General features: G+C 67.7%; 18 protein-coding genes and 1 pseudogene. 10 read left to right on the top strand and 9 right to left on the bottom strand.

The genetic code is table 11. From position 1 onward, the window contains the following. Positions 1-19: 19 nt before the first annotated feature. Both AC0KTM_RS05170 and AC0KTM_RS05165 read right to left on the bottom strand, forming a co-directional pair. Entirely contained in the window at positions 20-916 is an 897-nt protein-coding gene (locus AC0KTM_RS05170; protein WP_238957457.1) for an enoyl-CoA hydratase/isomerase family protein, read from the bottom strand. After that, entirely contained in the window at positions 913-1,599 is a 687-nt protein-coding gene (locus AC0KTM_RS05165) for a hotdog family protein (RefSeq protein ID WP_225326657.1), read from the bottom strand. The genes AC0KTM_RS05170 and AC0KTM_RS05165 overlap by 4 nt, the downstream gene beginning before the upstream one ends. 197 nt (positions 1,600-1,796) lie before the next feature. Between AC0KTM_RS05165 and AC0KTM_RS05160 the strand changes: the two genes are divergently transcribed. From AC0KTM_RS05160 to AC0KTM_RS05135, 6 genes are all read left to right on the top strand, one after another. Next, entirely contained in the window at positions 1,797-2,618 is an 822-nt protein-coding gene (locus AC0KTM_RS05160) for an enoyl-CoA hydratase/isomerase family protein (RefSeq protein ID WP_225326658.1), read from the top strand. 96 nt (positions 2,619-2,714) lie between these two features. Beyond that, positions 2,715-3,527 (top strand): enoyl-CoA hydratase/isomerase family protein, encoded by an 813-nt coding sequence (locus AC0KTM_RS05155; protein WP_238957456.1) that lies wholly within the window; start codon positions 2,715-2,717, stop codon positions 3,525-3,527. An 8-nt stretch (positions 3,528-3,535) separates the two neighbouring features. Beyond that, the gene (locus tag AC0KTM_RS05150; protein ID WP_225326660.1) at positions 3,536-4,330 is read left to right on the top strand and encodes an enoyl-CoA hydratase/isomerase family protein; all 795 of its coding nucleotides are present in this window, start codon (positions 3,536-3,538) and stop codon (positions 4,328-4,330) included. Next, positions 4,330-5,799, top strand: coding sequence for a class I adenylate-forming enzyme family protein (locus tag AC0KTM_RS05145; RefSeq protein WP_238957455.1), 1,470 nt, complete (start codon positions 4,330-4,332; stop codon positions 5,797-5,799). Before AC0KTM_RS05150 ends, AC0KTM_RS05145 begins: the two co-directional genes overlap by 1 nt. After that, the gene (locus tag AC0KTM_RS05140) at positions 5,789-7,330 is read left to right on the top strand and encodes a class I adenylate-forming enzyme family protein (RefSeq protein WP_238957454.1); all 1,542 of its coding nucleotides are present in this window, start codon (positions 5,789-5,791) and stop codon (positions 7,328-7,330) included. The genes AC0KTM_RS05145 and AC0KTM_RS05140 overlap by 11 nt, the downstream gene beginning before the upstream one ends. Further along, on the top strand, positions 7,323-8,852 hold the full coding sequence (locus AC0KTM_RS05135; protein ID WP_238957453.1) for a class I adenylate-forming enzyme family protein: 1,530 nt from the start codon (positions 7,323-7,325) through the stop codon (positions 8,850-8,852). The genes AC0KTM_RS05140 and AC0KTM_RS05135 overlap by 8 nt, the downstream gene beginning before the upstream one ends. Here the strand turns inward: AC0KTM_RS05135 and AC0KTM_RS05130 are convergent. The 6 genes from AC0KTM_RS05130 to fabG all read right to left on the bottom strand — a co-directional run bounded on the left by AC0KTM_RS05130 (position 8,849) and on the right by fabG (position 14,461). Continuing rightward, positions 8,849-9,211 carry a hypothetical protein gene (locus AC0KTM_RS05130; RefSeq protein WP_238957452.1) on the bottom strand — a complete coding sequence of 121 codons (363 nt, stop codon included), beginning with the start codon at positions 9,209-9,211 and terminating at the stop codon, positions 8,849-8,851. The genes AC0KTM_RS05135 and AC0KTM_RS05130 overlap by 4 nt on opposite strands. A gap of 76 nt (positions 9,212-9,287) precedes the next feature. Further along, entirely contained in the window at positions 9,288-9,962 is a 675-nt protein-coding gene (locus AC0KTM_RS05125) for a GntR family transcriptional regulator (RefSeq protein ID WP_238957451.1), read from the bottom strand. Between the two features lie 4 nt (positions 9,963-9,966). Next, positions 9,967-11,160, bottom strand: coding sequence for an acyl-CoA dehydrogenase family protein (locus AC0KTM_RS05120; RefSeq protein ID WP_238957450.1), 1,194 nt, complete (start codon positions 11,158-11,160; stop codon positions 9,967-9,969). A 23-nt stretch (positions 11,161-11,183) separates the two neighbouring features. Continuing rightward, positions 11,184-12,386 carry a CoA transferase gene (locus AC0KTM_RS05115; protein ID WP_238957449.1) on the bottom strand — a complete coding sequence of 401 codons (1,203 nt, stop codon included), beginning with the start codon at positions 12,384-12,386 and terminating at the stop codon, positions 11,184-11,186. Next, a complete protein-coding gene (locus tag AC0KTM_RS05110; protein WP_238957448.1) occupies positions 12,383-13,600 on the bottom strand; it encodes an acetyl-CoA C-acetyltransferase in 1,218 nt (405 codons plus the stop codon). The genes AC0KTM_RS05115 and AC0KTM_RS05110 overlap by 4 nt, the downstream gene beginning before the upstream one ends. Positions 13,601-13,711: 111 nt before the next feature. Further along, positions 13,712-14,461 (bottom strand): 3-oxoacyl-ACP reductase FabG, encoded by a 750-nt coding sequence (gene fabG / locus AC0KTM_RS05105; RefSeq protein ID WP_225326752.1) that lies wholly within the window; start codon positions 14,459-14,461, stop codon positions 13,712-13,714. 113 nt (positions 14,462-14,574) lie between these two features. Here fabG and AC0KTM_RS05100 point away from each other — a divergent pair, with 113 nt between their 5' ends. The 4 genes and pseudogenes from AC0KTM_RS05100 to AC0KTM_RS05085 all read left to right on the top strand — a co-directional run bounded on the left by AC0KTM_RS05100 (position 14,575) and on the right by AC0KTM_RS05085 (position 20,434). Continuing rightward, positions 14,575-15,768: an acyl-CoA dehydrogenase family protein gene (locus AC0KTM_RS05100; RefSeq protein ID WP_472415103.1), complete on the top strand. Its 1,194-nt coding sequence runs from the start codon at positions 14,575-14,577 to the stop codon at positions 15,766-15,768. Continuing rightward, positions 15,768-16,589: a mycofactocin-coupled SDR family oxidoreductase gene (locus tag AC0KTM_RS05095; protein ID WP_225326669.1), complete on the top strand. Its 822-nt coding sequence runs from the start codon at positions 15,768-15,770 to the stop codon at positions 16,587-16,589. Before AC0KTM_RS05100 ends, AC0KTM_RS05095 begins: the two co-directional genes overlap by 1 nt. 49 nt (positions 16,590-16,638) lie before the next feature. Next, positions 16,639-17,067 (top strand): pyridoxamine 5'-phosphate oxidase family protein, encoded by a 429-nt coding sequence (locus AC0KTM_RS05090; RefSeq protein WP_225326670.1) that lies wholly within the window; start codon positions 16,639-16,641, stop codon positions 17,065-17,067. A gap of 107 nt (positions 17,068-17,174) precedes the next feature. Continuing rightward, positions 17,175-20,434: pseudogene (locus AC0KTM_RS05085) on the top strand (LuxR C-terminal-related transcriptional regulator). Here the strand turns inward: AC0KTM_RS05085 and AC0KTM_RS05080 are convergent. Then, positions 20,420-21,502 (bottom strand): phosphotransferase family protein, encoded by a 1,083-nt coding sequence (locus tag AC0KTM_RS05080; RefSeq protein WP_238957446.1) that lies wholly within the window; start codon positions 21,500-21,502, stop codon positions 20,420-20,422. The pseudogene AC0KTM_RS05085 and the gene AC0KTM_RS05080 overlap by 15 nt on opposite strands. Positions 21,503-21,559 lie beyond the last annotated feature (57 nt).

Below are 21,559 nucleotides of genomic sequence, written 5' to 3'. Positions count from 1 at the left end.
TCCCGCCCGAAACCGCTTGTTACGCCTCGGGTTCGGGCACGTGGAAGTGCTCGTCCCGTAGCCGGAACGCCTCCCTGGCGCCGTGCTGCGCACGGGTCTTGACGAAGTTGAATTCGCCCGGCCCGAATTGCAGGTTGGTGCCGAAGGCGTGGAACAGATAGCTGGCGACCTCCTCACCCTGGTACACCTGGCTCTGCTCGACAAGCCGGAACGCCTCCTTGGCGATGACGACACCATCGGCCGGCATCTTCGCCGCCTTCTCGGCCCAGTAGCGCGCCCGCGCCGTTACCGCACCGGGATCGCAGGTGTCCGTGAAGATTCCGAGGTGTTCGACCTCGCCCGCCTCGATGATGTCACCGGTCAACAGCAGGCGCCGGGCCAGCACCGGGCCGAGCCGGTGGAAGAACATGTGCAGGCTGCCCAGCGCGGGGCCCAGGAAGCGGGTTGCCGGCATGCCGATCTTGGTGTCGCGCGCGATGACCGAGATGTCGGTCATCAGGGCCATCTCGAAGCCGCCACCGAGCGCGTAGCCTGCGATCTCCCCCACCGTGACCTTGGGGAAGCCCATGAAATTGTGGTAGAAGCCAAAAGACTTGCGGTCCACGGTGAGTCGGCGCCGCTGACTCGGGCGACGTTTGGCCGCCGCGTCGTCGGGCGGCCTGGACTTGTCGCCGTACCACCCGTACGCATTGTTCATGTCGGCCCCGGTGGAAAAGACCCCCTCGGCTCCGCGCAACAACACCACCGTGAGGTCGTCGTCATCGGCGACCCGGTCCAGGCAACGGGCGATGGCCTCGCGCATGCTGGCGTCATAGGAGTTTCGCTGTTGGGGATTGTTCAGCGTGACCGTCGCGATGCGCCGGTCGGGATCGATGTCGAAGAGCACGCGATCGTCAGAGGTGCTCGAAGCGGTCATTTGTCGGACTCCTTTCGGCGCCTGCCGAATCGCGATCCGGCAAGCTTTTCGGGCCGTGACGCCAACGTGTTGACCTCGCCCGTACACAGCACTTCGTCGTCGAGCAACAGTCGCGCGGTCGACGTGATGCCCCGTTCGCTTTCCGAGCGCACGATGTCGAATCGCAGGTCGGTCAACACCGGTGTGGGTCTGCGGAAGGTCACCGCCAAGGACCGGGTTTTGCCGGAAAGGCCGGTGACGCAATTGTGGTGCTGGATGACGCAGTCGAAGAAGACGCCGAGGAATCCGCCGTGCACCAATCCCGGTGGCCCTTCGTATATCACGGGGAATTCGACGCCTCCCGTTGCTTTCTCGGCATCGAATTCGGTGAACCGGTACTCGGGAAAACACGGGTTGTAGGCGCCGATGTCGGTCGCGTGATTGAGATACACGCGCCGGGGATCGTCCGGCAGGTCGCCGATGCGCGGTGCGTTGTCCGCCGGCGCGGCGGCGGACAATTCGCCCTCCCACTCGGTGAACTTGTCCAACATGGCGTCCACCGCGGGGTGCGGATGCTCCATCGACACCAGCAGTGAGCTCAGGCGGCGCATGGCGGCGGCCGCGGCCACGGTCTGGGCAAGCGGCGCCTCGCCGAATCTGGCGTCGTCGCCACGCGTCGACGCGTGCCCCTCCGGCAGGGTCATAGGCACCACTCCTCCTCATCGCTGCGTCCCCAGCAGGCGGGAGGTGCGCCCGCCGCATCATCGCCGGCGCGGGCCATGATTCCCTCTTTCACCTCAGTAGTTTCGCAGGCAGCGTATCCTTGCTAACTTATACAGCGTATCAATCGTATTGCCTACTGTATGGGTAACCGTATCGGCGGAGAGAGGCCGGATCGACGGTGAGTCAAGGGGCCGGCGCGGCCGGAGTCGAGGGTTCGGTGACAGTGCACCGAGAGGGTGCGGTGTTACTGGTGACGCTCGATCGCCCATCACGGCGTAACTCGTTGACGCAGTTGATGATCGGGGCCCTGGTCGAGTCGCTGACCACTGCCGCGTCCGACGACTCGCTACGCGCCGTGCACATCCGCGGCGCGGGAGACGATTTCTGCGCCGGCGCCGACTGGGTGGCCGCCAACGATCCCGGCGGCCAACGCCCCCGCGTCGGCGATCTGGTGCGGCGGATTCCCCATGCCGCTCACCGTGTGATCGAACTCGTCGCGGGCATTCAGCTGCCGGTGGTGTGCAGCGTGCGGGGATGGGCGGTGGGATTCGGTTGCAATCTCGCGCTGGCCGCTGACTTCACCGTGGCCGCCGGCGATGCGGTGTTCTGGGAGCCGTTCCTCGACCGCGGATTCAGCCCCGACTCCGGGTCCACCTGGCTGCTACCCCGGCTCGTCGGCCTGGCGCGGGCCAGGCGGATGCTGCTGCTCGGCGAGAAGGTGAGCGGGCACGACGCGGCCGAGTGGGGGCTCATTCACCAGGCGGTGAGCGGCCCCGACGTCGACCGCGCCGCCGAGGAGCTGGTCGGCCGGCTGGCCTCCGGACCCACGGCGGCGATCGGGCTGGCCAAGCAGGCCCTGAACTTCGGGCAGCATGCAACGCTGAGCCAGTCGCTGAACCAGGAGTTGTTCAATCTGGAATTGTCTTGCCGGACGGTCGATTTCAAGGAGGGCCTGGAGGCCTTCCGGCAGCGGCGGGATCCGGACTTTCGTGGACGCTAGGCCTTGGGCGTCGAATGTGGGCCCTGCGCACGGAAACTGCCTCGAATTCGCCCATATGCCCCACGCGACGTTCGATACAAAGCGAAGGAATGACTGATGCCCACTGATTCGTTCGACACGATCAAGTACGACGTCGACGGGCACACCGCGACGATCACTTTGAACCGCCCAGACGCCCTCAATGCGCTCAGCCCGCACATGATCACCGAACTGCGGGCCGCCTACGACGAGGCCGAAAACGACGACAACGTCTGGCTGACCATCGTCACCGGCACCGGCCGCGCGTTCTGCACCGGCGCCGACGTCAAGGAGATTCCCGAAGACGGCAAGGTGATCTACGAGCGCCCATACCTGTCGACGTACGACCAGTGGGAGGCGCCGCAGGAGGGCACGCCGCCGTTCCGCACCACGGCCAAGCCGGTGCTGACCGCGGTGAACGGGATCTGTTGCGGCGCCGGCATGGATTGGGTCACGACGACGGACATCGTCATCGCCTCCGAGCAGGCGACCTTCTTCGATCCGCACGTCAGCATCGGACTGGTGGCGGGCCGCGAGTTGGTGCGGGTGTCTCGCGTGCTGCCCCGCTCCATCGCCCTGCGCATGGCCCTGATGGGCAAACACGAGCGGATGAGCGCAGAGCGCGCCTACGAACTCGGACTGATCAGCGAAGTCGTCGAGCACGACCGGCTGCTGGACCGGGCCCATGAGATCGCCGACATCGTCAATTCCAATGCACCGCTGGCGGTTCGGGGTACCCGGCTGGCCATCCTCAAGGGCCTGAATGTGCCGCTGCACGAGGCGGAGATACTCGCCGAGACGTTCCGCGAACGTGTGCTGCGGACGGAGGACGCGGCCGAAGGACCCAAGGCCTTCGTCGAAAAGCGCAAACCGAATTGGCAGTGTCGATGAGCGAGCCGATGAAGTTCGAAACGATCCTCCTCGAGGCCGACCCCGCCGACCACGTCGCGACCATCACGTTGAACCGGCCCGAGCAGCTGAACGCGTTCAACCGCACGATGTGTGAGGAAATGGCCCGCGCCTGGCGCACGGTCAAACTCGACGAGTCGGTGCACGCGGTGGTACTGCGTGCCGCCGGCGACCGGGCATTCAGCGCGGGGCTGGACATCAAGACGCCCTACGGTCAGCCCGAAAACATCTGGAACCACGAGGATCCCGGCGAGGCTCTGAGCCCCAAGTGGCAGAAGATGTGGAAGCCGGTGGTCTGCGCGGTCCAGGGCATGTGCACCGCGGGCGCGTTCTACTTCATCAACGAATCCGACGTGGTCATCTGCTCGGAAGACGCCACGTTCTTCGACTCCCACGTGTCGGCCGGTCTAATCTGTGCGCTGGAGCCGATCGGTCTGATGCGCCGCGTCGGCCTCGGGGAGACGCTGCGCATCGCCCTGATGGGCAACGATGAACGGGTCAGCGCCGACACCGCGCTGCGGATCGGATTGGTCTCGGAGGTCGTCTCATCCGATCAGCTCTGGGACCGCGCCCACGAGATCGCGGCGACCATCGCCGCCAAGCCTCCGACGGCGACTCAGGGTACGGTGAAGGCGATTTGGGAATCGCTGGACAAGCCGTATCGCGCCGCCCTGGAACAGGGCCTCATCTATACCCGGCTGGGAAACCCGCTCGGCACCGCGGAACTGGCCGCGCAGCAGGGCGCCCGCGTCCGGGCCACCAAGCCCACACCGAAGATCCGCTGATGCCGCGTCACCCGCTCATCCAACGCATCGCCGACGTGCTCGACCTCGAGCCCCACTCACACGCCATCGAATATGGCGGCCAATGGATCTCGTGGGGCCAGATCGACGCATTGGCGCGGCGCATCGCCGGCCTGGCCGCCGGCGCCGAGGTCGGGATGCTGCTGCGCAACCGGCCGGGGCATGTGGCGGCCTTTCTTGGCGTGCTGTTAGGCGGTGGGACCGTCGTGGTCATCAACCCGTCGCGCGGCGACGAGCGCACCAAGGCCGACATCGCGCGACTGCAGCTTCCGCTGATCGTCGGCGAGCGCGACGATCTGGCGTCGCTGGTGACGGTGGGCACCCCGACGGTCGCGATTTCGGGACCGGCAGACGACGTCGACGTGTCCGGGCAACCCGGCGTCGGGGCGGGTCCACCGACCGGTGTCGCGGTGCGCATGCTGACCAGCGGCACGACGGGACCGCCCAAACGAATCGACCTGAGCTACGACATGTTGGCGCACAGCGTGATGGGCGCCGAACCCGACCGCGCACCCGCGCCCACCGAGCTGCGGCGCGGCGTCGCCATCGTGAACTCGCCGCTGGTGCACATCGGCGGCGTATTCCGGGTGCTGCAATGCATCGCCGAGGCCAGACCGTTCGTGCTGTTGGAGCGATTCGAGCTCAACGCATGGGCCGAGGCGGTGCGCAAGCACCGGCCCCGCGCCGTATCGCTGGTACCGGCGGCCCTACGCACCGTCTTGCACTCGGATGTGCCGCCCGCCGACCTGGACAGCGTCCGGGTTGTCACCTGCGGGACGGCGCCGCTGTCGGCCGACGACGCCGACGCCTTCACCGACAAGTACGGCATCCCGGTGCTGACCTCCTATGCCGCAACCGAGTTCGGGGGCGGCGTGGCGGGCTGGACCCTTCCCGACTATCAGCGGTACTGGCGGGCCAAACGGGGCAGCGTCGGCCGGGCCAATCCGGGCGCTCAGCTGCGGGTGGTCGCCGACGACGGAACACCGCTAGGCCCGGACGAAGTCGGCCTGCTGGAGGTCAAGCCGGGTCAGCTGGGGCCGGAAGCGCAATGGATGCGAACCACGGATATGGCGCGCATCGACGCCGACGGGTTCCTCTGGATTGTCGGCCGCGCCGACCAGGCGATCATCCGCGGCGGCTTCAAGGTGATGCCCGACGACGTTCGCGCCGCGCTGGAGAGCCACCCCGCGGTGTCCGGCGCGGCGGTGATCGCCCGGCCCGACGAGCGGCTCGGCGAGACGCCGGTCGCCATGGTCGAACTGCGCGAATCGGATGCCGCCGACGCCGACGTACTGGTGGAGCACCTGCGAGAGCGGCTGGCGCGCTACGAGATTCCGACCGAGATCGCGATCGTCGACGCCATTCCGCGAACGCCGTCGGGCAAGGCCGATCTCGGCGCCATCCAGGACTACTTCCGCGAGCCCGCGGCGCCGCGCAACCATGGGCGCTGATTGTTTGACCGTCGCCGCGACGTTGCGACACCAGGCCCGGGTGCGCGGGGATCACCCGCTGCTGGTCTGCGACGACGACCGCATCGGATACGCCGAAGCCGACCGCCGGTCGGCGGAGCTCGCCCGCGGTCTGATGGCACTCGGCGCCGGTAAGGGAACCCATGTGGGCCTCCTCCATCCGAACGGACCCGACTTCGTGGTCGGCATGCTGGCGGCGGCGCGGATCGGCGCCGTGGTCGTCCCGTTCTCCACTTTCGTCACCGCCCGAGAACTGCGCGAGCAGCTGGTCGACAGCGACGTCGAAATCCTGTTGAGCGCCACATCATTTCGGTCTCACGACTACATACAGCGACTGTCCGAGGTTCTTCCGGGGGCCGATTTCGATTCCGGCGATCGCTTGTTCTGCGCCGCAGTGCCGCAACTGCGCCGCGTGGCGTTCGCTCACGAGACGCTGCGCGCGCTGGCCGGCAGAGTCGAACCGCCGCTGTTGCGGGCGACCGAAGACGTTGTCTACGACTGCGATCCGCTGGCGATCGTCTACACGTCCGGATCGACCAGTGTCCCCAAAGGGGTGGTGCATACGCATGCCGCGCTGCTCGGACATCAGCGGAACCTCAATACGATCCGTGGCCTGACCGCTTCGGACAAGCTGTTCTGCAATTCGCCGTTCTTCTGGATCGGCGGATTCGCGTTCGGCCTGCTGGCCACCGTGGTGGCCGGATCGACCCTGGTCTGCTCCAACGCCATCGACGCCGGGGCCACACTCGACCTGTTGGAGGCCGAAAGGCCCACCATGACCAACGGGTTCGCCGCCGGGGTCGCTCACCTCGCCGACCACCCCAGCTACGCCGAGCGTGATCTGTCGTCGATGCGGCGCGGTAACCTCTACCCGATCATGGCCCCCGACAAAAGGCCGGCCGACCCGGAGTTGCGGCACAACATGCTCGGGATGACCGAGGCCGGCAGCGTCGTGCTGATCAGCGAGGACGAATCCGACCAACCCGAAACGCGGCGCGGGTCATACGGTAAGCCCGCCCCCGGCTTCGAGACGATGATCGTGGACCCGGACACCTCCGGAGTCGGTGAGCTCTGCATCCGGGGACCGTACGTGATGCAGGGCTACTACAAGCGCAGCCGCGAGGAGTGCTTCGACGCCGACGGCTGGTTTCACACCGGCGATTTGGTGCGCACCGACGCCGACGGCTTCGTCTACTTCGTCGGCAGGCTCGGCGCGATGGTCAAGACGGCGGGCGCCAACGTGTCGGCCGCCGAGGTCGAGCAGGCGATCGCCAGGGTCACGGGCGCCGAGGCTTACGTGGTGGGCGTCCCCGATACCCAACGGGGAGAGCTGGTCGCCGCGGTCGTTGTCCAACCGGATTTCGACGAATCGGCCGTGCGGGAACGGCTCAAAGGCGAGCTGTCGTCGTACAAGATTCCCAAGCGGTTCCTCGCCCTCTCCCGCACCGACCTCCCGCTGTTGTCCAGCGGCAAGGTCGACACGCGACGGCTGAGAGAGCTCTTCGATGCCTAGCACCATCGACCAACTGGTGAGGTATCGGGCCCAGCACAATGCGGACACACCGATGGTGATCGATCCCGCGTCGCGGCTCAGCTACCGCGAACTCGACGTCACCACAAGCGATTTGGCCGCGGTGTTCGTCGAGGCCGGCGTGGGCAAGGGCACGCGAGTCGGATTGATCATGCCCAATGGCACCCGCTGGATACAGATCGCCGTCGCGCTGACCCGCATCGGCGCCGTCCTGGTGCCACTGAGCACGCTGCTGCAGCCCCGCGAACTCGTCGCGCAACTGCGGGTCGCCGCCGTCCAGTTCCTGGTGAGCGTCGAGGAATTCCGCGGCCATCGCTATCTCGACGACCTGCGGACCGTGGGGAGACCCGAACTTCCGGCGTTGCAGCAGGTTTGGTCGACCGATCGGCTCGACAGCGCACCCGCGAGCGACCGGGCCCGCCGGATCATCGACGCGATGACCGAAACGGTCACCCCCGCCGACCCACTGGTGATCATGTTCACCTCGGGCAGTAGCGGATCGCCCAAGGGGGTCCTGCACTCGCACGGCAACGCGTTGGGCGCCGTGCAGTCGGGGCTGGCGGCGCGCTGCATCACCGCCGAAACCCGCCTGTATCTGCCGATGCCGTTCTTCTGGGTGGGCGGGTTCGGCAGTGGAATCCTGTCCGTCCTGCTGGCCGGTGCCACCCTGGTGACCGAAGAGATCCCCCGGCCCGAAACCACCCTGCGACTGCTGGAGCGCGAACGAGTCACCCTGTTTCGCGGCTGGCCCGATCAGGCCGAGGCACTGGCACGGCACGCCAACTCGGTCGGCGTTGATCTCTCGGCGCTGCGACCCGGCAGCCTGGAAGCCCTGTTGCCGCCGGAGCAGCGCGCTCAGCCCGGGGCGCGCGCGACGCTGTTCGGCATGACCGAGGCATTCGGGCCGTACTGCGGCTACCCCGCCGACACCGATATGCCCACGACCGCGTGGGGAAGCTGCGGAAAGCCGTTTCCCGGCATGGAAGTCCGCATCGTCGACCCCGGAAGCGGCAAGCCCGCCACGGCGGGAACCGCCGGCATGATCCAGATCCGCGGACCGCACACCCTGCGCGGCATCTGCGGCCGCCGGCGCGAAGAACTCTTCACCCCCGACGGCTTCTATTCGACCGGTGACCTCGGCCACCTCGACGAGCAGGGATTCCTGTTCTACCACGGGCGATCCGACGACATGTTCAAAGTCAGCGGCGCGACCGTCTACCCCAGCGAGGTCGAGCGCGCGCTGCGCACCATCGACGGCGTCGGCAACGCCCTCGTCACCAATGTGCCCGGCGCGGCGGGCGAACGGGTCGGCGCGGCGGTGGTGTGCGACGACGCGCTCACCCCCGAGCAGCTTCAGACGTCGGCCCGAAAGTTGCTGAGCGCCTTCAAGGTACCCACAGTGTGGCTGCTGCTGAACTCCGACGACGACGTTCCCCGCGGCGGCACCGGAAAGGTCGACGTCCGCCGGCTGCGGGAGATGTTGATCGACGCGAACCGGCCCTAGGGGACCCGCGTCCAGGGTTGACAGTTCTGCGACTCGAAGGCCTTGACGGCGGAATTGATGTTGGCGTACATCGGGCCGATGGAGGTATTCGTCTGCAGCACATGGTCCTTGTTCGCATCAGGGGTGCTGTAGGTGAACCACGAACACATCGAGTCCTGCGTCGGCACATTGTTTATCCACACGCCGAAGGCCGAACCCGAGCCGCCCGTGTGGTAGAGGCCCGGCGCGATATCGGGCCCCACGACAAACACACCGTTGCCGGGGATCGGGTCGATTTGGTCGGCGCGGGCCGGCGCGGCGACGGCGAGGCCTGTCAGCGTTGCAACGAATAGGGCCGATGCGCGAAGCGTTGCGGGCATCTTGTTCTCTCCGTCCGTCGCCCACCCTGATCGCAGCGTAGGCCGAGCCCGGCTGTGCGACAAGGGATGGTGGTGGCTATTCCTCCACCACCACACCGCGCGCGACGAGGTGATCGATCAACGGAACCGCGCCGGCGGCGAGATGTTCCGACATGGCCGCCCGCGCCAGCTCGCCGTCACGCTTTTTCAGCGCGGACAAGATCCGCCGATGGTCCTTCATGGACTGCTCGGGCCAGCCCTCGATGGCGGGAAACACCGATTCGGGTGCGTAGCGGGTGATCTGCGACATCAGCTGCGCCAGCTTCGGCGAATTGGCGGCGATGTTGATGGCCCGGTGAAATTCGTGGTTCAGGCCCACGGTGTGCTCGTGCTCATCGCCGGCATAGGCATCCTCCAGCTGCGCCTGGATCTCCTTGAGCTCGCGTAGCTGGTCGGCGGTGATGTTGAGCGCGGCCCGCGCGGCCAGCTCACCGCCCACATGCGCCTGCACGTTCGCCACGTCCGTGACGTCGCGCCCGGTGACCGGCAACACCACGAAACCGCGGCGCGGCTGCTGGGCGATCAAGCCTTCGGCGCGCAACGCGAACAGCGCCTCACGCACCGGTGTGACACTGATGCCCAGCTCCGCAGCCAGTTGATCGAGCCGGACGTACGACCCGGCGGCATAGGTGCCATCGAAGATCCTGCTGCGGATCAAGCGCGCAACGTCCTCGGAAAGTTGAGGGCGCGCAGCGAAATCCGGAACGCTCATGGTTTCACACCTGATATTCGGCGAGCAGTCGCTTGCTGATGATGTTCTTCTGGATCTCGCTGGTTCCCTCGCCGATGAGCAGGAACGGCGCGTCACGCATCAGCCGCTCGATCTCGTATTCCTTGGAATAGCCGTAGCCGCCGTGGATCCGGAAGCTCTGCTGGGTGACCTCGGCGCAGTACTCGCTGCACAGGTACTTGGCCATTCCGGCGGCGACGTCGTTGCGCTCCCCCGAGTCCTTCAGCCGCGCCGCGTTCACCATCATCAGGTGTGCGGCTTCGACTTTGGTCGCCATCTCCGCCAGCTGGAAGGCGATGGCCTGATGCTCGGCGATAGGCTTGCCGAAGGTCTCGCGTTGTTGTGCGTAGCGCACCGCGAGCTCGAAAGCGCGAATCCCGACCCCGCACGCGCGGGCCGACACGTTGACACGACCGACCTCGATGCCATCCATCATCTGGAAAAAGCCCTGCCCCGTCGCCCCGCCGAGGACGTCATCGGCGCTCGCCTGGTAGCCGTCGAAAATCATCTCGGTGGTATCGATGCCCTTGTAGCCCAGCTTGTCGATCTTGCCCGGAATGCGCAGGCCCGGAACGACTTCGCCGAAGCCGACCGGCTTCTCGACCAGGAAGGCGGTCAGGTTGCGGTGCGGCTTGTCCGAGCCCTCGTCCGTGCGCACCAGCGTCGCCACCAGCGTCGAGGTGGCACCGTTGGTCAGCCACATTTTCTGGCCGTCGATCGTGTAGGTGCCGTCGTCGTTGCGTCGCGCCCGGGTCCGGATCGCGGCAACGTCCGAGCCCAGCTCGGGCTCCGACATCGAGAAGGCGCCGCGAGTCTCACCGGCCGCCATGCGCGGCAGGAACCGTTGCTTCTGCTCGTCGGTGCCGTGCTGGCGCAGCATGTACGCCACGATGAAATGGGTGTTGAGCACCCCGGACACGCTCATCCACCCGCGCGCAAGCTCTTCGACGCACAGGGCGTAGGTCAGCAGCGATTCCCCCAGGCCGCCGTACTCCTCGGGAATCATCAGACCGAACAGGCCCATGTCACGCATCTGGTCGACGATGGCCTGCGGGTAGGTGTCGGCGCGTTCCAGCTCAACCGCGTTGGGGATGACTTCCTTTTCGACGAATTGCCGTACGGTGGCGATGATCTCGGTCTGGACGTCGGTCAATCCAAGCGTCTGGGCGAGTTTGGTCATGTGCGTGGTTCCCTTCCGGCCGCTCAGCCCGCGATCGTCTTGGCGTCCGTCAGGCGCTCGACGTCGGCGGTGGTCAGCCCCAAGACCCGCTGGAGGACCTGGGCGGTGTCTTGTCCCAAAGCGGGCGCGGGCGCGCTGGCGGGATGGGCGCCGTCGAACGCGGCCGGCAGGCCGGGCGCGAAGTAGTCGCCGAGACCCGGCTGATGCAATCGCGAAAACAGCGGATTATCAGCGACTTTCGGCCCCGCCGCGACCTCGGCGAAGGTTCGGTACCGCTCGAACAGCACCGTGGTCTCCGACAGAGCGGCGGTGACCTCGTCGGCGCTGTGATCGCTGAACCAGGTGGCGAACAGCCCGGACAGCACATCCTGGTACCGGTACCGATCGCCTTCGGATCCGAAATCCACCTCGAGCGCCCCGGCGAGCGCCGACACCGCGGCGCCGGTACCCGTGACCTCGACCAGATCGCGGAAGTGCCGCTTGGTGAGGGTGACGACCATGAACCGGGCGCCGTCACGACAGGTGAAGTCCTGCCCGTACTGGCCGTAGATGGCGTTGCCCAGCCGTTCCCGTTGCGTCCCATTGACTTGCGGCTCGGTGAGCAACCCCAAATTGGCGGCGGTGGCCAGCGCCACGTCCTCCAGCGCCAGGCTGATTCGCGTCCCCGCCCCGGACTTGTCACGGCGGTGGACGGCGGTGACGACGGACAGCGCGGCGTACAGTCCGCAGCACACATCCCAGGCCGGCAAGACGTGATTGATCGGACCGGCATGATCGGCGGGGCCCGTGACGAGCGGATAGCCCAGCCCTGCGTTGACCGTGTAATCCACGCCCGTAGAACCGTCACCGCGCCCGAGTAACTGGACGTGGATGACGTCGGGGCGCCGGGCCGCCAGGACGTCGTGGCTCAGCCAGGACAGCCCGGCGGCGTTGGTCACGACGATGCCGTCGCCCTCGACAATCAGCCGCTGAACCAATGCCTGGCCGTCTTCGGAGCGCAGATCGATGGTGGCCGAACGCTTTCCCTTGTTCAGGCCCGTCCAATAGATCGACGTACCGTCCGCCGACAGCGGCCAGCGTTGCACGTCGGACGCGCCGCCGATCGGGTCGACCCGGATCACCTCTGCGCCAAGCTGATTCAGCGTCATGCCGCATAGGGGCGCGGCGACGAAGCTGGACACCTCCACGACGGTGAGGCCGTTCAGAGGTAACCCGGGTTCGGTCATCTCGATGCGACCCGTTCGAAGACGGCGGCAAGTCCCTGGCCGCCGCCGATGCACATGGTCTCCAGCCCGTAGCGCGCCTGCCGGCGATCGAGCTCGCGCGCCAGCGTGGCGAGCATCCGTCCGCCCGTGGCGCCCACCGGGTGGCCCAGCGAGATTCCCGAACCGTGCACATTGGTGCGCTCATGGTCGGCCGCGCCGAAATTCCATTCCCGCATCACCGCAAGCGCTTGCGCGGCAAAGGCTTCGTTGAGCTCGATGAGATCGATGTCCGACAGCGCCAGGTTCGCCTTGGACAGCGCCACCTCCGTCGCGGGGACCGGCCCGATGCCCATGATGTTGGGCGCCACCCCCGCCACCCCCCAGGACACGAGGCGCACCAACGGCGTCAGTCCGTACGCGTCGGCTTTCTCCGGTGTGGTCACCACGCACAGGGACGCCGCGTCGTTCTGCCCGCTGGAGTTGCCGGCCGTGACCGTCGCCTCCGGGTCCTCCTTCAGCAGAACGGGTTTGAGCTTGCCCAACGACTCCACCGACGTGTCCGCGCGCGGGTGCTCGTCGGTGTCGATGACTTCCTCGCCGCTGCGCGTGGGGACGGCAACCGGAATGATCTCGTCAGCCAGGATGCCATCCTTTTGCGCCGCCACCGCGCGCTGATGCGACCGCACCGCCAGCTCGTCTTGCTCCTGGCGCGAAATGCCGTACTGGCGGCGCAAATTCTCGGCGGTCTCCAGCATTCCGCCCGGCACCGGGTAGTGCCGCCCGCCGGCCGTCGTGCGTCCGCGCGCCAGCCCGTCGTGGACCTGGACGCCACCGCGGGCTCCGCCCCAGCGCATATCGGTGGAGTAGAAGGCGACGTTGCTCATGCTTTCGCAGCCCCCGGCGACGACGAGATCGTGGTCGCCATTCCCCACCTGCAGGCACGCCTGGATCACCGCTTGCAGGCCCGAACCGCAACGCCGGTCGACCTGCATGCCCGGAACCGTCACCGGCAGACCGGAATCCAGCGCCACCCCGCGCCCGATCGCCGGCGCATCGCTGTTGGGATAGCAGTGGCCGAGGATCACGTCTTGCACGGCGTCGGGCGCCAGCCCGGTTCGCCCGAGCAGACCCTTCAGGGCGGTGACACCGAGATCGACGGCGCTGAGCGCCTTGAACATTCCGCCGTAGCGGCCGATCGGCGTCCGCACCGGCTCACAGATGACGGTTTCACGCATTGTGACTCCTGTCCTGATGCCGAGCAGACGCAGAATCGCATTGATGCGGCAAGATTTGTGCGATTTTGCCGGGGGCACCTCCCGCTTGCGGGGGACTGCTCGCGGGGGTTCTCACAGGTGTCGGCCGCCGGTGATTTCCATGACGGTGCCGGTCATGTATGACGACAGGTCGGAGGCCAGGAACAGCGCAACGCTGGCGACCTCGCTCGGCTCACCGGCCCGGCCCATCGGCACCTCGGCCACCTTCGAATCCCAAATGCGCTGCGGCATGGCCTCCGTCATCGCCGACCGGATCAAACCGGGGGCGATCGCGTTGACCCGCACGCCCAGGTACGCCAGCTCTTTGGCGGCCGCCTTGGTCATGCCGACGATGCCGGCCTTGGCCGCCGAGTAGTTGGTCTGGCCGACCATGCCGACCTTGCCCGACACCGAGGACATGTTGATGATGGCGCCGCGCTTGTTTTCCCGCATGATGGCGGCGGCCAGCCGGGTGCCGTTCCAGGTCCCTTTCAGGTGGACGTTGATGACCTGGTCGAACTGCTCCTCGGTCATCTTGCGCATCGTCGCGTCCCGGGTGATCCCGGCGTTGTTGACCATGATGTCCAGGCCGCCGAACCGCTCGACCGCGGTCTGGATCAGGGTCTCGACGTCGGATGACTGGGTGACATCGCAGCGCACCGCGATCGCGACGTCGTCACCGCCCAGCTGCTTGGCCACCACCTGGGTCTCCTCGAGATTGACGTCGCCGAGAACGACCCGCGCCCCCTCGGCGACAAAGCGCTCCGCGATGGCCAGACCGAGTCCCTGCGCTCCGCCGGTGATTACCGCGGTCTGACCTGTCAACAACGCCACCTGGATCACACATCCTTCTCTGTTATCGCCGCCATCGGGCACCCTCAAGGCAAATATCATATTTGATATAGGATCCTCCCCTGAACCGGGGTGCCCCGGATCGGGAGAGGAGCGTGGAGCCGATGGCCACCGCCGAAATCGCCGAAGTCTCCGACGAGGACTTCCGCGAGATCCTGGCTCAGACAAGGCAATTCGTGCGCAGCGCGGTCGTCCCCCGCGAGCAGGAGTTCCTCGACGACGACCGCGTCCCCGACGACCTGCGCGATGAGGCCAAGAGGATGGGCCTGTTCGGCTACGCGATCCCCCAGGAATGGGGCGGCCTCGGCCTCAACCTGATGCAAGACGTCGAGCTGGCGATGGAGCTGGGCTACACGTCGCTGGCGCTGCGGTCGATGTTCGGCACCAACAACGGCATCGCCGGACAGGTCTTGGTCGGGTTCGGCACCGACGAACAGAAGTCGCGCTGGTTGGAGTCGATCGCGTCCGGCGACGTCGTCGCCTCCTTCGCGCTGACCGAACCCGGCGCCGGATCGAACCCCGCCGGCCTGCGCACCAAAGCGGTTCGCGACGGCGACAATTGGGTGATCTCCGGGCAGAAGCGGTTCATCACCAACGCGCCAGTCGCCAACCTTTTCGTGGTGTTCGCCCGCACCCGCCCGGCCGACGACAAGGGACCCGGGATCGCGGTCTTTTTGGTTCCGGCCGATGCCGCCGGCGTGCAGGTTGGTGCCAAGGACGCCAAGATGGGCCAGGAAGGCGCGTGGACCGCCGACGTCGTCTTCGACGATGTCCGGGTGGACGACGGCGCGCTGATCGGCGGCAGCGAAGACATCGGCTATCGGGCGGCGATGACCTCGCTGGCCCGCGGCCGGGTACACATCGCCGCCCTCGCCGTGGGCGCCGCCCAACGCGCGCTCGACGAATCCGTCGCGTATGCCGCCACCGCGACGCAGGGCGGGGCGCCGATCGGAAGCTTCCAGTTGGTGCAGGCGATGCTCGCCGACCAGCAGGCCGGCGTGATGGCCGGCCGCGCGCTGGTGCGGGACGCGGCGCGGCTATGGGTCACCGATCAGGACCGCAGGATCGCCCCGTCGGCGGCCAAGCTGTTCTGCACCGAAATGGCCGGCAACGTCGCGGATCTCGCGGTGCAGATCCACGGCGGCAGCGGCTACATGCGTGGCGTTGTGGTCGAGCGCATTTACCGCGACGTGCGCCTGCTGCGGCTCTACGAGGGCACCAGCGAGATTCAGCGTCTGATCATCGGATCGAATCTGGTCAAGGCGGCGGGGCGGACCAGCACAACGAAGGAGCGTTAATGGCAGGCAGGCTTGCCGGAAAAGTGGCATTGATTACCGGCGCGGCGCGCGGCCAGGGCCGGGCACACGCGGTGCGCATGGCCTCCGAAGGCGCGGACATCATCGCCGTCGACATCGCCGGCAAGCTGCCGTCCTGCGTACCTTACGACCCGGCGAGCCCGGACGACCTGAGCGAAACCGTTCGCCTGGTCGAAGAATCGAACCGCCGCATCATCGCGTCGGTCGTGGACACGCGCGACTTCGACGGACTGCGAAAGGTCGTCGCGGACGGTGTCGCCGCGCTGGGCCGGTTGGACATCATCGTCGCCAACGCCGGGGTCGCGGCGCCGCAGGCATGGGACGACATCACGCCGGAAGACTTCCGGGACGTCATGGACATCAACGTGACCGGCACGTGGAACACCGTGATGGCCGGCGCGGACAAGATCATCGACGGCGGCCGCGGCGGCTCCATCATCCTGATCAGTTCCGCTGCCGGGATGAAGATGCAGCCGTTCATGATTCACTACACCGCCAGCAAGCACGCCGTCACCGGGCTGGCGCGGGCGTTCGCCGCCGAGTTGGGCAAGCACTCGATCCGGGTCAACAGCGTCCACCCGGGCCCGGTGAACACTCCGATGGGGTCGGGTGACATGGTCACGGCGGTGGGCAAGACGATGGAGACCAACCCGCAGCTGTCGCACGTCCTCACCCCGTTCCTGCCGGACTGGATCGCCGAGCCGGAGGAGATCGCCGACACCGTGTGCTGGCTGGCCAGCGACGAGTCCCGCAAGGTCACCGCCGCGCAGATCCCCGTCGATCAGGGCTCGACGCAGTACTGAGACCAGCGCGGCGGGAATAGATCGCGGAGCATCCGCGCTTTCACGCCACATGAAAGCCTTCACCGAGACCGAACGTCAGGAGTTCCTGGCCGCCAAGCACGTCGGCGTCCTGTCCGTCGCGGCCACCGATGGCCGGCCGCCGGCTAGCGTCCCGATCTGGTACGACTACACGCCCGGCGGCAACGTCCGGATCATGACCGGCGCGTCCAGCCGCAAGGCGCGGCTCATCGAGCGGGCGGGGGTGGTGACGCTCGTCGTCCAGCGCGAGGAGCCGCCGTACCAGTACGTGGTGGTCGAGGGCGCGGTGGTCGAGACCACCAAGCCGGCCCCGGCCGATCTGCAGGAAGCCATCGCCGTTCGCTACCTCGGCGAAGAAGGCGGGCGGGCGTTCGTCCAAAGCATGGAAGGCGTCGAGGAGGTGCTCTTCACCATCCGGCCCGACCGCTGGCTGAGCGCCGACTTCACCGGCGATCTGTAAACCGCCGGAAATCTACGCGCATCCGCCGATGTTTTGCGGCGTGCGCCCGGCCCATGCTGGCTAACATGAGCGAGATCGAGTGGAGCGACCTGGGCGTAGGCGAAGCGATGAACGAGCCCCTGCCGACCGGCACCGTGACGCTGCTGCTGGCCGACGTCCAGGGCTCGACGCAGCTGTGGGACTCCCAGCCGCAGGAGATGACCGCGGCGATCGCCAATCTGGATCAAACGCTGGCCGAGTTGGTCGGGGCCCATCGCGGAATCCGCCCGGTCGAGCAGGGTGAGGGCGACAGCTTCGTCATCGCGTTCAGCCGCGCGTCCGACGCGGTGGCGTGCGCGCTCGCGTTGCAACGGGCGCCATTGGCACCGTTGCGACTGCGGATCGGTGTGCATACCGGCGAGGTTCAGCTGCGCGACGAGAACAACTATGTGGGGCCGGCCATCAACCGCACGGCGCGACTCCGCGAGCTCGCGCATGGCGGCCAGACGGTGTTGTCGGGCACCACCGGCGATCTGGTCGCCGACACGCTCGCCGACGACGCCTGGTTGACCGACCTCGGAACCCATGCGCTGCGAGATCTGCCGCGCCCGGAGCGGGTGGTGCAACTGTGCCATCCCGACCTGTGCAACGAGTTTCCGCCGCTTCGGAAACGCGAATCTGTTGTCTCTCAACGCCTTCCCGCGCAACTGACCAGCTTTGTGGGGCGCGAAGCCGAAATGCGCGAGGTGCGAGACATGCTCGCGCAGAACAGGTTCGTGACGCTGACCGGCGCCGGCGGCGCGGGCAAGACCCGGCTGGCCGTTCAGGTCGCCGCCAGTGTCGCCGGGGACTACGCCGACGGAATCTGGTATGTGGACCTGGCTCCGCTCACCGACCCCGACCTGGTGTCGCTCACCACCGCCCGGGCGTTGGGGCTACCGGATCAGCCCGGGCGATCCCCGGAGAAAAGCCTGCTGCAGTTCATCGGCGACCGGCGCATGCTGGTGGTGCTCGACAACTGTGAGCACCTGCTGGACGCCAGCGCCGCGCTGACCGGTGCGCTGCTGGGCGCCTGCCCGCGGTTGACGGTGCTGGCGACGAGCCGCGAGCCGATCGGGGTGAGCGGCGAGGTGACGTGGCGGGTGCCGTCCCTGTCGTTCGACGACGACGCCGCGCGGCTGTTCGCCGACCGCGCCGGGCACGCGCGCCCGGGCTTCAACCTCGAGGACGGCAACGCGGCCGCCGTGCAAGAAATCTGCCGCCGCCTCGACGGCATGCCGCTGGCGATCGAGTTGGCCGCGGCACGCGTACGCGCGTTGTCGCCCAACGAGATTCTCGCCGGCCTGCAGGACCGGTTCCGCTTGCTGACCGGCGGATCGCGGACGGCGGTGCGCCGCCAGCAGACGCTGCGCGCCTCGGTGGACTGGTCGCACGCGCTGTTGACCGAGCCGGAGCGGATCTTGTTCCGCCGGCTCGGCGTGTTCATGGGCGGGTTCGACCTCGACGCCTGCCGAAAGGTGGTCTGTGACAAAGGCCTGGCCCAGCACCAGGTGCTGGATGTGCTGGCGCTGCTCATCGACAAGTCGCTGGTGACGGCCGAATCCGCCGGCGGCCCAATGCGATACCGATTGCTGGAGACGATTCGCCAGTATGCGCAGGAAAAGCTCAGCGAATCCCCGGAAGCATCGCTGTGCGGCAACGGCACCGTGACCATTTCACCGCGCTGGCGACGGCGCTCGACGTTCCGGGGGACATCGGCCTGGAGCCCCTGCTCGATCGAGCGCAGACCGAAATCGACAATCTGCGTGCCGCCTTCGCGTGGAGCCGGGAGAACTCCGACACCGACAGCGCATTGCAGCTGGCGACGTCGCTGCAGCCGCTGTGGCTCACCCGGGGCGGCCTCCGGGAGGGATCGGACTGGCTCGACGCGGGTCTTGCCGACGCGGAGCGTCCGGGCGCCGACGTGGCTCTCCACGCGATCGCGCGGGCGCTGGCCGACAAGGCATTCCTGGACAACATGCGCGACGCGGAAGGCTTTGCCCGCGCGCAGCGTTCGCTGGCCATCGCGCGCGAGCTCGACGATCCGGCGCTATTGGCGCGGACCCTCACCGCATGCGGACGCCTCGCCGCCTTGGACGCCGAACTGGCCCGGCCCTACTTATCGGAGGCGGAAAACCTGACCCGAGCGATGGGCGACCGGTGGAGGCTGAGCCAGCTCCTCTACAGCCAGGCGCTCGCCGCCCTGCTCGGCGGCGGGGATCTGGACGCCGCCGCGGCGGCAGCGACGGAAGGCCGTGACCTCGCCGACGAGGCCGGCGACCGGGGCTACTCGCGCGCATGCCGGTGGTGTCTCACCGGCGTGCAATGGGTGCGGGGCGACGTCGCGGGGGCCGAAGCGGGGCATCGCGAATTGATGATCGAAGCGGATGCGGCACACGCCCTGATCTGGCAGGTCAATGCCCGCGCGGCCCTGGGCCACGTGCTGGCCCACAGCGGACAGGCGGACGTGGGGCGGGCGCTTGCGCTGGAGGCGCTCGACGACGCCGCGGGGATCGGCCGCTACCAGGAAGGTGTCGTCTACGCGGCGCTGGCGTTCGCAGCGCTCGCCGGTGGCGACGTGGGCGCGGCCACCGATGCCAGCGATGCGGCGCGCGAGCGGTTCGCCGGCTTGCCGCTGGCGAGCCCTGCCAACAAACCCTCGGCACAGGCCGCGCTCGCCCGGGGCGATCTGACGGCCGCGCGTCGCTTCGCCGAGGAAGACGTCGCGACGGGGGTGGGCTGGTTCACGGTGCAGGCGCTGCTCACTCGGGCGCGCGTGGCCCTGGCGGAAAACGAGCCCGGGCGAGCCGAACGCGATCTCCATGACGCGCTGACCCGCGCCGCGGACACGCAGGCCCACTTGTTCGTTCCCGACCTATTGGAGTGCCTCGCCCGGGTGGCCGGAGACGCCGGCAGCCACCCGGAAGCGACGCGGCTTCTCGGCGCGGCGCACGCCGTCCGCGAGCGCACCGGGATAGTCCGCTTCCGGGTGTACGACGCCGACTACCAGGCGTCGGTGGAAAAGGCCCGCGACGCCTTGACGGACAAGGAGTTCGATGACGCCTGGACCGCAGGAGCCGCTCTGTCCACCGACGAGGCGATCGCCTACGCCCGCCGCGGGCGGGGTGAACGCAAACGCCCGCCCAGCGGTTGGGACTCGCTGACCCCGACCGAGCGCGATGTCGTCCGCCTCGTCGGCGAGGGACTGGGCAACAAGGACATCGGCGAACGCCTCTTCATTTCCCCGCGCACCGTACAGACGCACCTGACCCACGTCTACGCGAAACTCGGGCTCACGTCGCGGATGCAGCTGGCTCAGGAGGCAACCCGGCGATCAGTGCTCGATTAATTCGAGCGTGCCCAGCTCGCGGATCGCCTGACAGCCGCGGCTGAGCATGGCCAGCACCATGTCGTCGCCACGCTCGGTCGCGGCGGCGAACGCGAATCCCAGCGCCGAGATCAGCGGCGCCTGCAGGACCCCGAGCCGGTAATCGCGCCAACATGTTTCGCGGTCGTAGTCGCTGACACCGCCGGCGGTCAGCGCGCGATGGTAGTCGGCGACCAGCTCCTCCTCGATGGCGGCTCGCAGCTGCGAATTGAGGCTGGTTGCGGTGAAGTACGCGAGATCCCGGGTCGGCAGGCCCACCCCGAGCGTCTGCCAGTCGACCACGCTGACCCGGGTCCGGTCCGGATCGAACAGCAGATTGTCCAGCCGGTAGTCGCCGTGCAGCAGGGCGAACCGGTCGTACTCGGACAGCAGCCACGGTGTGATCACACCCATGGCCGCGCTGAAGGTATCGCGGTCTTCGGCCCTCATGCGAGCGCCCAGCTTCTCCAGCGTGATGTCGGCGCTCATCTTCGCCACTTCGCCCATGCCGGCTGCGCCGGACTCATCGGGGCGCCCAAACGCGATGCCGGGGAAATCGAGCCAGGCGGGGTCACACCAGGTCGGCGCGTGCAGGCCGGCCAGCGCGTTCACCGCCAGCCGCGCTTCGGCTTCACCGCAACCGATGAGCTGATCGCCCTGCACGGCCGGCGCCTGATCGGCGAGCAGCAGGGCGAAATCCATTGCATCCTCGGTGATCTCGGAGTAGAAGCAGCGCGGGGTCGGCACCTGCACCCGATCCGCCACCGAGGAGTAGAACGCGCATTCGCTGCGGTAGCCGATGACCACCCTGTCGCGCACGGTGTCGTCCTGGGCCGGCAGTTTGATCACAAAGGTCCGCGGCAGGTCACCGGGATCCGTCGCATAGCGGGCGGTCACCCGGTAGGTCGCCCCGGTCTGCCCCGTTCCGATCGCGACCACGTCCACCTCGGCGACCTCCACCGGCGCGCCGCGCCCACTGAGCGCGGCCGACAACCATGCCGGGGTCACGTCGCCGGGGTAACGCGGTATCGACGACAGCACAGCACTCATAAGCGGCACGCCTCCTGTACGGGGACAGCTCGGTTCGACTGACCAACTGTAAGGCAT

The sequence above is a fragment of the Mycobacterium sp. NTMscope_Eco_3 genome, assembly GCF_976985685.1.
This window is presented reverse-complemented; position numbering and strand designations above follow the sequence as displayed.